Raw genomic sequence first — 9,550 nt, forward strand, 5'->3', positions numbered from 1 at the left:
CCTTGTGGGTTAAGGCCCCCAACAGACTATTGGGTTGATAGGCCGGAGGTGTACAGCAGCAATGCCCAGCCGACCGGTACTAATAGGCCGAGGGCTTGTCTTACAAACACTTTGCAAAACCAACGAACCGCTCGCGTCCACATCCGGCTCACCGCCTCGCGATGGCGGTGGGTTCACACAGGCAGACTGAACTGCCCAGATCGAACTAAATAGTGGCTTGGTGGTCACCAGCAGCCCCGGCGAAAGCTGGCGAGCGCGGTGAACGCTATTAGAGTTACGGCGGCCATAGCGAAAGGGAAACACCCGGTCCCATCCCGAACCCGGAAGTTAAGCCTTTCAGCGCCGATGGTACTGCAACCGAGAGGTTGTGGGAGAGTAGGACGCCGCCGGACATACTTTTGAGACGTAGGGGCCACCGCAAGGTGGCCCCTACGTTGATTTGCGGGGCATGCTTCGGCAGGCTCGTCGTCAGACGTGGGGCCGATACGGCCCAGAAGGTGGTTGGATCGTGGCTGAGGATCGTCGAGGATCGCGTCCGTCGCAGGGACGTCCGAGCAAGGGTGGCTCCGCGAGGTCGGGTGCTGGCAAGGGTGCCGGTGCGGGTCGGCCGGCGCGCGCCGGTGGCAAGCCGCCCGCGAAGGGCGGCGCCCGTCCTGACAGGTCCGGCGGTGCCCGCTCCGGTGGCGCCCGGTCGGGCGGCGAGCGCTTCTCGCGTGAGCGCCCCGCTCCGGTCGAGCGGACCGAGGACCAGAAGTCGTACGACGGCCCCGACCTGCCGCCCGACATCACCGGTCGTGAGCTCGACCGTTCGGTGACGGCTCAGCTCAAGGGCCTCCCGGAGAAGCTGGCCGCCCGCATCGCGCGTCACCTGGCTGCAGCCGGCGTCTACATCGACGACGATCCGGAGCTGGCCTACCAGCACGCCAAGGCGGCCAAGAACCGTGCCCAGCGGCTCGCGGTCGTCCGCGAGGCGCTGGGTGAGGCGGCGTACGCCGCGGGCCACTACGCCGAGGCGCTGGCCGAGCTGCGGGCCGCCAAGCGGATGAACGGGGCGACGGCGTACCTCCCGATCATGGCGGACTGCCATCGTGCGCTCGGCCAGCCCGAGCAGGCGATCAAGCTCGCTCACAGCCCCTCGGTGGCGGGCTTCGTCCCGGAGGCCAAGGCGGAGATGACGATCGTCGAGGCCGGTGCCCGGCGGGACCTCGGTCAGTTCGACGCTGCGCTGCGCGTGCTGGAGCTCGCGCCGCTCCACAACAAGTCGCGCGCGTCCTGGGTGGTGCGGCTGCGCTACGCGTACGCCGACACGCTCGAGGCCGCCGGGCGCCTCAACGACGCGCTGGCGTGGTTCCACCGCACCCAGGCTATCGACGCCGACGAGATCACCGACGCCGCGGCGCGGGCCTCGGCGCTCGAGAGCCGCCTGGCGGAGAGCTGAGCCCTTGCTGAGGTTCGCCGGCGCGGGTGTCACCGACGTCGGTCACGTCCGTGAGCACAACGAGGACGCGGCCTTCGTGGGGCCGTCGGTCGCGCTGGTCGCCGACGGTGTCGGGGGAGCGGCGGCCGGTGAGGTCGCCTCCGCGACAGCGGCGTACGTCGTCTCGGCGGTCGCTCTCGCCCGCCGGGGCGATGCGCCGGCGGCCGTGCTGGCGGACGCCGCGCTGGCCGCTCAGCGGCGCCTTCACGAGGGCATTCTGGCCGACGCCTCCCGCCACGGGATGGCAACCACGCTCACGGCCCTCGTGTGCGACGGCGACGAGGTCTGGTTGGGCCACGTCGGGGACTCCCGCTGCTACGTGTGGGGCGACGGCCTGTTGCGGCAGGCGTCGGCCGACCACACCTACGTGCAGCACCTGGTCGACCACGGCCAGCTGACCCCGGACGAGGCGATCGGGCACGAGTGGCGTCATGTCGTGGTCCGTTCGTTGGACGGCGCGACGGAGGAGCCCGGTGCCGACGGTGGCCCGGTGCTCGACGTCGCCCGGCTCGGCGTCGCGGCGGGCGACCGGCTGCTGCTGTGCAGCGACGGACTGACCGACCTCGTGAGTGACGAGGGCATCGCCGACCTGCTGCGCCTCGAGGACGCCCAGTCCGCCGCCCGGGCCCTCGTGGACGCCGCTCTGGCGGCCGGTGGCCGTGACAACGTCACCTGCGTGGTGCTCGACCTCGTCGTCGGGCCACCTCCGGACGGCGGTGATCAGGGCGTTGTGCTCGGCGCGCTCGATGACCCGGCCAACGTCGTCGACGCCGCCGGTGCCACGCGTTAGCGCGCGAAGTGCGCGGCGCACTGGTGCACAGCGGCCACATGCGTCACAATGGGTCGTACAACTACACATGTGTCATTCAGTGCAGCACTGATTCGTTCGAGTTCGTTCCGAGGAGACCGCTGGGGAAGGCGTCGCTCACGCCGGAACGAAGGAGACCAACGGTGACTGCATACTCGACCTCTGCTACCGCCACTCGTCCCGCCACGAGGGGCGTCCTCTACGTGCACTCGGCGCCCTCTGCGCTGTGCCCGCACGTGGAGTGGGCTGTCGGCGGGGTGCTCGGCGTTGCCGTGAACCTCGACTGGACGCCGCAACCGGCCCAGGCCGGCACCTACCGTGCCGAGCTGTCCTGGGCCGGCGCTGTGGGCTCGGCTGCCGCCGTCGCCTCGGCGCTCAAGGGTTGGAACCACCTGCGCTTCGAGATCACCGAGGAGCCGACGTCCGGCTCGGAGGGCTCGCGCTTCTCCTACACCCCCGAGCTCGGCGTCTTCCACGCTGTCACGGGTCTGCACGGCGACATCATGATCCCCGAGGACCGGCTCAAGGCCGCCGTCGTCAAGGCAGCGCTCGGCGACACCACGATCAACGTCGAGATCGACAAGCTGCTCGGCAAGCCCTGGGACGACGAGCTGGAGACCTTCCGGTACGCCGGTGACGGCGCACCGGTGCGCTGGCTGCACCAGGTCGTCTGAGCCGACCTCACCGGCAGCGGCGGGGGTGCTGCTTGCGCCACGTCGGCTTGGCGCACTTCTTCGGCTTCGCCGGCGTCATGCGGAACTGCGTCGGCGTCACGGCCCCGGAGTACTGCTCCGGATAGTCGTTGTAGGTCAGGACGCCGCGGATCGTGAACACACCCGGCACGGTCGTGCTCCGACAGATCCGCCAGTGCCGGACGGCGGAGGTCGGGTTGCCGCCCGACATCATGATCTCGGAGCCGATCGCCCTGCCCCGGCGATCGGTCAGGAAGACCTCGAGCGCCCAGTCGGGCTCCGGCGGCGTCACCGCGTAGCGGTACGCGTAGTCGTGGCACCCCCTCGCCAGGCGGTACGTCGGCGCGCTGAACGATCCCCACGACGCGAACTGCGCCGCGGTCGGGGCGGCGCTCTGGCCGGGAGCGGTCCCACCGGCAGCGGGCCCGGTCAGTGCACCGCTCACGCCGGTGAGGAGGTCGGTCACCGGATCGGCGGCGGCCGGTGGGGCGGTGACCAGTCCCGCCGGACCCAGCGCCGTGAGGCCCAGGGCGACGGCCGCGGCGACGAGCGCCCGGCACGGGCCGGTGGTGGTGCGGCGGTGACGCGCGGACATGACAACCCTCCCGGATCGTGATCGGTCTCCGAGGGGTTCAACGCACCGGCGCGGATGTGGTTACGGTCACACCTCGGCCGGGCGGCTGCGACGGCCGCCCGGCCGGGAGATGCGAGCTGTGCCCGAGCGGTGCGGGCGTCAGAGCGGGATGTTGCCGTGCCGACCGCGTCGCACGCCGTCGCGCTGGACCGCGTCGTGGATCGCCCGGGCGATCGCGGAACGGGTGGCGCTCGGCTCGACGATCTCGTCGACGACGCCGATCTCCACGGCCTTGTCCACGCCGCCGGCGATCCGCTCGTGCTCGGCGGCGAGCTCCGCCTCGACCTGGGGACGCAGGTCCGGCGGCAGGTCGGCGAGCTTGCGGCGGTGGATGATGCGGACCGCGGCGACCGCGCCCATCACGGCGACCTCGGCTCCCGGCCAGGCGAAGACCCGGGTGGCGCCGATCGAGCGAGCATTCATGGCGATGTACGCGCCGCCGTACGTCTTGCGGGTGACGAGCGTGATGCGGGGCACGACGCACTCGCCGAAGGCGTGCAGCAGCTTCGCGCCGCGGCGGACGACGCCGTCCCACTCCTGCCCGACACCGGGGAGGTAGCCCGGCACGTCGACGAGCACGACCAGCGGGACGCCGAAGGCGTCGCACATGCGCACGAAGCGGGAGGCCTTCTCGGCCGAGAGCGAGTCCAGGCAGCCGCCGAGGCGGAGCGGGTTGTTGGCGACCACGCCGACCGTGCGGCCGCCGAGCCGTCCCAGAGCGGTGACGATGTTGGGCGCCCACCGGGCGTGGAGCTCGATGGCGGTGCCCTCGTCGAGCACGGACTCGACCAGCGGGTGCACGTCGTACGCACGCTTGGCGGAGTCGGGGAGCAGTGCGGCCAGGTCGGTGTCCGCGACGGCGTCGAGGTCGAGGCCGCCCTGGGCGCCGAGCAGGCTCGCCAGGCCGCGGGCCCGGTCGAGCGCCTCGCGCTCGGTTTCGGCCAGCACGTGGACGACGCCGGAGCGGCGGCCGTGCGGCTCGGGCCCACCCAGACGCAGCATGTCGACGTCCTCGCCGGTGACGGAGCGGACCACGTCCGGGCCGGTGACGAAGATGCGGCCCTCGGGGCCGAGGATGACCACGTCGGTGAGGGCGGGACCGTACGCCGCGCCGCCCGCCGCCGGGCCGAGCACGACGGAGATCTGCGGCACGATGCCGGAGGCCTGGGTCATCACCTGGAAAATCCGGCCGACCGCGTGGAGGGAGAGGACGCCCTCGGCGAGCCGGGCGCCACCGGAGTGCCACAGCCCGATGATCGGGACGCCGTCGGTGATCGCGCGGTGGTAGGCGTCGACGACCACCCGGCAGCCCTCGTCGCCCATCGCCCCACCCATGACGGTGGGGTCGGAGCAGAAGGCGACGACGTGGGTGCCGTCGACGGTCCCGGTGACCGCCAGCATGCCGGAGTCGTCGACCGGGGAGAGCAACTGCACGCTGCCCTCGTCGAGCAGTGCGTGGAGCCGGTTGAGCGGGAAGCGGGGGTCCTCCTCGCGCGGCGGCTTCGCGGCGGCTCGCTGCTGGGTGGCTGCGCCGGCCTCGGCCTGTCGGACGGTCATCACATGCTCCCGAACGCGACCGCGACGTTCGCGCCGCCGAAGCCGAAGGAGTTGTTGAGGGCGGCGATGTCACCCAGCGGCAGGTCGCGGGCCTTGGTGGCGATGTCGAGCTCCACCTGGGGGTCGAGGTTGTCGAGGTTGATGGTGGGCGGCGCCACGCGGTGGTGCAGCGCCAGCACGGTCGCGACCGACTCCAGCGCGCCGGCGCCGCCGAGCAGGTGACCGGTCATCGACTTCGTGCTGGTGACGACCACCTCCGTGGCGTGCGCGCCGAGGGTGGCGTGCAGCATCAGCCCCTCGGCGATGTCGCCCTGCGGGGTGGAGGTTGCGTGGGCGTTGACGTGGGCGATGTCGGTCGGGGCGATCTCCGCCTCGGCGAGCGCCCGCAGGATCGCACGGCTGCCGCCCCGGCCGGCGGGGTCGGGCTGCGCGATGTCGTGGGAGTCGGCGGTGATGCCCGCGCCGAGCACCTCGGCATAGATCCGCGCGCCACGTGCCTGCGCGTGCTCGAGTCGCTCGAGCACCAGGATCCCGGCACCCTCGCCGAGCACGAAGCCGTCGCGGGCGGTGTCCCACGGCCGGCTCACCGTGGTGGGGTCGCCACCGTCCTCGGAGCCGGTCTTGGACAGCGCCATCATGTTGGCGAACGCCGCCATGGGCAGCGGGTGGATGGCGGCCTCGGTGCCGCCGGCCACCACCACGTCAGCCCGGCCGAGCCGGATCTGGTCGACCGCGAGGGCCAGCGCCTCGTTGCCGGAGGCACAGGCCGACACCGGGGTGTTCACAGCCGAGCGCGCGCCGACGTACAGGCTGATGTTGGCGGCCGGCGCGTTGGGCATCAGCATCGGCACGGCCAGCGGCGAGACCCGCCGCGGCCCCTTGGCCAGCAGCGCGTCGTAGTTGTCCAGCAGCGTGGTGACGCCACCGATGCCGGAGGCCACGGCGACGCCGACCCGGTCACCGTCCAGCCCGCCCTCGCCCACGGCGTCCACGAGGCCGGAGTCACGCCACGCCTCCATGGTCGCGACCATCGCCAGCTGGGCGGAGCGGTCCAGCCGCCGCGCCTTGACCCGGTCGAGCACGTCGGTGGGCTCGACGGCGGCTCGACCGGCGATCTTGACCGGGAGCTCCTCGGCCCAGGCGTCGGTGAGGCGGCGGATCCCGGACCTGCCCGCTACAAGGGCCTCCCAGGTGCTCGGCGCGTCACCGCCGACCGGGCTGGTGGTGCCCAGCCCGGTGACGACGACTCGGGTGCGGCTCATGGCTCTCCTTGGATGCGAAAGACGGGGGGACGGCCCTGACGGGCCTGGGCTGCCCGGTGCCGGGTCGGCACCGGGCGGTGGTCAGGCCGAGGCGCGCTCGATGTAGCCGACCGCGTCGCCGACGGTCTTGAGGTTCTTGACCTCGTCGTCGGGAATGCTCACGCCGAACTTCTCCTCGGCGGCGACGACCACCTCGACCATCGACAGGGAGTCGACGTCGAGGTCGTCGACGAAGGACTTGTCGAGCTGGACGTCGGCGACGTCGACGCCGGCGACCTCGTTGACGATCTCGGCGAGGTCGGCGCGGATCTCCTCAGTGGTGGGCATGGATCCCTCTTTCTCTCTCTGTGGGTCTACTTCGGGTTATCGGGTGGTGCGTACGGCGGCGGGTGGCCGCCGGGATCGGGGGTGTCAGGGCACCCGGACGACCTGGGCGGCGTAGGCGAGCCCGGCGCCGAAGGCGATCAGCAGCGCGGTGTCGCCGGGCCGGGCGTCCCCCTCGCGCCGCATCCGCTCCAGGGCGAGCGGGACCGACGCGGCCGAGGTGTTGCCCATCTCGGTGATGTCGCGCGCGATCTTCACGCTCTCGGGCAGCTTCATCGCGCGGGCGAGCGCCTCGACGATGCGCAGGTTCGCCTGGTGGGGGACGAAGCAGTCCAGCTCCTCGGCGCTGACGCCGGCGCGGTCGAGGGCCTCCTGGCCGACCTTGGCCATCGCGAACGAGGCCCACCGGAAGACGGGATTGCCCTCCATCACCAGGTGCGGCATCGCCGGCCGCTCGGCGGCGATCACCTGGTCCCAGGGCTCGCGCTGCCGGATCAGGTCGGCGCGCTCACCGTCGGAGCCCCAGACGACCGGACCGATGCCCGGGGTCTCGCTGGGGCCGACCACGGCGGCGCCCGCACCGTCGGCGAAGATGAAGGCGGTGCCACGGTCGGTGGGGTCGGTGATGTCGGAGAGTCGCTCCACGCCGATGACCAGGACGTGCCGGGCGCTGCCGCCACGGACGAAGTCGGCCGCCATGGCGACGCCGTGGCAGAAGCCGGCACAGGCTGCCGAGATGTCGAAGGCCGCGGCCTGCTCGGTGCCGAGCTCGTGGGCGACCAGGGTCGCCACGGCCGGCGTCTGGGACAGGTGGCTGACGGTGGCGACCACCACACAGTCGATCTGTCGCGCGTCCAGCCCGGCGTCGGCGATCGCGTCGCGGCCGGCGCCGAGCGCCATGCTCAGCACGGTCTCGTCGGGACCCGCCCACCGGCGCTCGCGGATGCCGGACCGGGTCTGGATCCACTCGTCGCTGGAGTCGATCGCGTCGACGATCTCGCTGTTGGGGACGACCCGGGACGGCCGGTAGGCCCCGAGCCCGAGGAGCGCGGCGTGGGCGGCGCCGGTCGGCGCCTGCAGCGTGGCCATCAGGCGGCGCCTGCCGGGTGCAGCCGCAGCAGCGGCTGACCGGGTGCGACGGGGTCGCCGTCCTCCACGAGCCACTCCACGACCTGGCCGCCGTGGGCGGCGGTGACCGCGATCCGGTCGCGCAGACTGGCGACGTCGCCGATGGTCGTGCCGGGCGCCAGGACGTGCGCGTCGGCAGCCGCCTCGGAGCGGTGGAAGGTGCCCTTGCTGGGGGAGACGACCATGCGCCAGGTCGGCGAGGTGTCCAGCCCGCTGCGCGAGCCGACCTCGCCATGCCGCTCGACGAACGCCCGGGCCTCGTCGAGCTGGTCGGGGGTCTTGAGCGCGAAGGTCTCGACGCCGGCGCCGGCGAAGAACCGCTTCGCGATGCCGGTCAGCGTGCCGGCCGGGGGCATCTCGAGGATGCCGGTCACGCCGAGGTCCGCCATCGTCTCCAGGCAGAGGTCCCAGCGCACCGGGCTGGCGATCTGCCCGACGATGCGGGCGAGGAGGTCGGCACCGGAGTGGACCACCTGGCCGTCGCGGTTGGAGATGACGCGGGTGCGCGGGTCGTGCACCGAGACCGAGCGGGCGAGCCCGGCCAGGTGGCCGACGGCCGGCGCCATGTGCTCGGTGTGGAAGGCGCCGGCGACGCTGAGTGGCATCAGCCGCGCCTTGGTCGGCGGGTCGGCCTGCAGCGCGTCGAGCTGCTCCCGCGTGCCCGCCGCGACGACCTGGCCGGGGCCGTTGTCGTTCGCGGCCACCAGCCCGTGACGGGCGAGCGTCGCCAGGACGTCCTCGCGGTCGCCACCGAGGACGGCGGTCATGCCGGTGGGCGTCGCGGCGGCGGCCGCCGCCATGGCCTTGCCGCGCTCGCGGACCAGCACCATCGCCTGCTCGGCGGTGATCGCCCGGGCACCGGCGGCGGCGGTCAGCTCGCCGACGCTGTGGCCCGCGACGGCGGCGATCCGCTCGAAGGCGTCGGCCGGATGCGGGAAGAGCTCCAGGGCGGCCACCAGGCCCGTGGCGACCAGCAGCGGCTGCGCGATGCTGGTGTCCTGGATGGTCGCCGCGTCGGCCTCGGTCCCGTAGTGCACCAGGTCGAGGCCGGCCACGGTCGAGAGCCACTCGAAGCGGGCGGCGAAGGTGGGGTCGGCGAGCCAGGGGGTCAGGAAGCCGGGGGTCTGGGCCCCCTGGCCGGGGGCGACGATGACGAGCACGGGACAACCTTGCCTGGCTACCGGCGGGTCACCCGTGTCGGGCCCGCACGAAACTCGCCGCTGCTTCTTTGGAGGGTTCCTACAAACGCGAGGCGTCCTGCCGGCCGAGCACCAGCGCCAGCCGGAGCGCGAAGGCGTCGCGCGGGTCGCTCGGCGTGAAGCCGGTGGCCTCGGCGGCCTGCCGCAGCCGGTAGCGCACCGTGTTGGGGTGGACGAACAGCTCCCGGGCGGTGGCCTCCAGGGAGCCCCCGGTGTCGAAGTAGGCCGCCAGCGTCGTCACGAGCGTGCTGCGCTCCCGGGTGAGCGGCTGGTAGACCTGCTCGACCAGGTGCCGCCGGGCGTCCTCGTCCCCGGCGATCGCACGCTCGGGCAGCAGCTCCGAGCTCAGCACCGGCCGCGGGGCGTCGGGCCAGCCGTCGGCGGCGCGGTGCCCGGCCAGCGCCGCGCGTGCGGAGAGATGGGCGCCCGCCAGGTCCGCGACCACGGGGCCGGCCACCACCGGGCCCGG

10 protein-coding genes and 2 rRNA genes are annotated in these 9,550 nt (G+C 72.8%); 5 read left to right on the forward strand and 7 right to left on the reverse strand.

The features are described 5' to 3' along the window. From VGE38_RS05855 to VGE38_RS05875, 5 genes are all read left to right on the forward strand, one after another. Window positions 1-103: ribosomal RNA gene (locus VGE38_RS05855) — 23S ribosomal RNA — on the forward strand; the annotation flags it as partial. A 172-nt stretch (window positions 104-275) separates the two neighbouring features. Continuing rightward, window positions 276-392, forward strand: a 5S ribosomal RNA gene (gene rrf, locus VGE38_RS05860). Between the two features lie 116 nt (window positions 393-508). Beyond that, window positions 509-1,438: a tetratricopeptide repeat protein gene (locus tag VGE38_RS05865; RefSeq protein ID WP_331141601.1), complete on the forward strand. Its 930-nt coding sequence runs from the start codon at window positions 509-511 to the stop codon at window positions 1,436-1,438. A gap of 4 nt (window positions 1,439-1,442) precedes the next feature. Further along, window positions 1,443-2,267: a PP2C family protein-serine/threonine phosphatase gene (locus VGE38_RS05870; protein WP_331141602.1), complete on the forward strand. Its 825-nt coding sequence runs from the start codon at window positions 1,443-1,445 to the stop codon at window positions 2,265-2,267. Between the two features lie 161 nt (window positions 2,268-2,428). Then, complete coding sequence (locus VGE38_RS05875) at window positions 2,429-2,959, forward strand: DUF3145 domain-containing protein (RefSeq protein ID WP_331141603.1); 531 nt, start codon at window positions 2,429-2,431, stop codon at window positions 2,957-2,959. Between the two features lie 7 nt (window positions 2,960-2,966). On the opposite strand, the gene VGE38_RS05880 is transcribed toward VGE38_RS05875, so the two are convergent. The 7 genes from VGE38_RS05880 to VGE38_RS05910 all read right to left on the reverse strand — a co-directional run. Continuing rightward, window positions 2,967-3,572, reverse strand: a complete 606-nt coding sequence (locus VGE38_RS05880) for a hypothetical protein (protein ID WP_331141604.1) — start codon at window positions 3,570-3,572, stop codon at window positions 2,967-2,969. A 138-nt stretch (window positions 3,573-3,710) separates the two neighbouring features. Then, window positions 3,711-5,168 carry an acyl-CoA carboxylase subunit beta gene (locus VGE38_RS05885; protein WP_331141605.1) on the reverse strand — a complete coding sequence of 486 codons (1,458 nt, stop codon included), beginning with the start codon at window positions 5,166-5,168 and terminating at the stop codon, window positions 3,711-3,713. Then, window positions 5,168-6,430 (reverse strand): beta-ketoacyl-[acyl-carrier-protein] synthase family protein, encoded by a 1,263-nt coding sequence (locus tag VGE38_RS05890; RefSeq protein ID WP_331141606.1) that lies wholly within the window; start codon window positions 6,428-6,430, stop codon window positions 5,168-5,170. Before VGE38_RS05890 ends, VGE38_RS05885 begins: the two co-directional genes overlap by 1 nt. An 81-nt stretch (window positions 6,431-6,511) precedes the next feature. Next, window positions 6,512-6,757, reverse strand: coding sequence for an acyl carrier protein (locus tag VGE38_RS05895; protein WP_331141607.1), 246 nt, complete (start codon window positions 6,755-6,757; stop codon window positions 6,512-6,514). 84 nt (window positions 6,758-6,841) lie between these two features. Next, entirely contained in the window at window positions 6,842-7,843 is a 1,002-nt protein-coding gene (locus tag VGE38_RS05900) for a beta-ketoacyl-ACP synthase III (RefSeq protein ID WP_331141608.1), read from the reverse strand. Then, window positions 7,843-9,042 carry an acyltransferase domain-containing protein gene (locus VGE38_RS05905; RefSeq protein WP_331141609.1) on the reverse strand — a complete coding sequence of 400 codons (1,200 nt, stop codon included), beginning with the start codon at window positions 9,040-9,042 and terminating at the stop codon, window positions 7,843-7,845. The genes VGE38_RS05900 and VGE38_RS05905 overlap by 1 nt, the downstream gene beginning before the upstream one ends. Window positions 9,043-9,121: 79 nt before the next feature. Next, the coding region (locus VGE38_RS05910) for a PucR family transcriptional regulator (protein ID WP_331141610.1) at window positions 9,122-9,550 on the reverse strand (429 nt) is incomplete at its 5' end.

The sequence above is a fragment of the Nocardioides sp. genome, from assembly GCF_036405735.1.
In the GTDB taxonomy this organism is placed as follows: Bacteria; Actinomycetota; Actinomycetes; order Propionibacteriales; family Nocardioidaceae; genus Nocardioides.

Bases quoted from the DNA above. Each gene is read 5' to 3' on its own strand.
- VGE38_RS05890 (WP_331141606.1), bottom strand. From the start codon at position 6,430: ATGAGCCGCACCCGAGTCGTCGTCACCGGGCTGGGCACCACCAGCCCG.
- VGE38_RS05900 (WP_331141608.1), bottom strand. From the start codon at position 7,843: ATGGCCACGCTGCAGGCGCCGACCGGCGCCGCCCACGCCGCGCTCCTC.
- VGE38_RS05885 (WP_331141605.1), bottom strand. From the start codon at position 5,168: ATGACCGTCCGACAGGCCGAGGCCGGCGCAGCCACCCAGCAGCGAGCC.
- VGE38_RS05880 (WP_331141604.1), bottom strand. From the start codon at position 3,572: ATGTCCGCGCGTCACCGCCGCACCACCACCGGCCCGTGCCGGGCGCTC.
- VGE38_RS05895 (WP_331141607.1), bottom strand. From the start codon at position 6,757: ATGCCCACCACTGAGGAGATCCGCGCCGACCTCGCCGAGATCGTCAAC.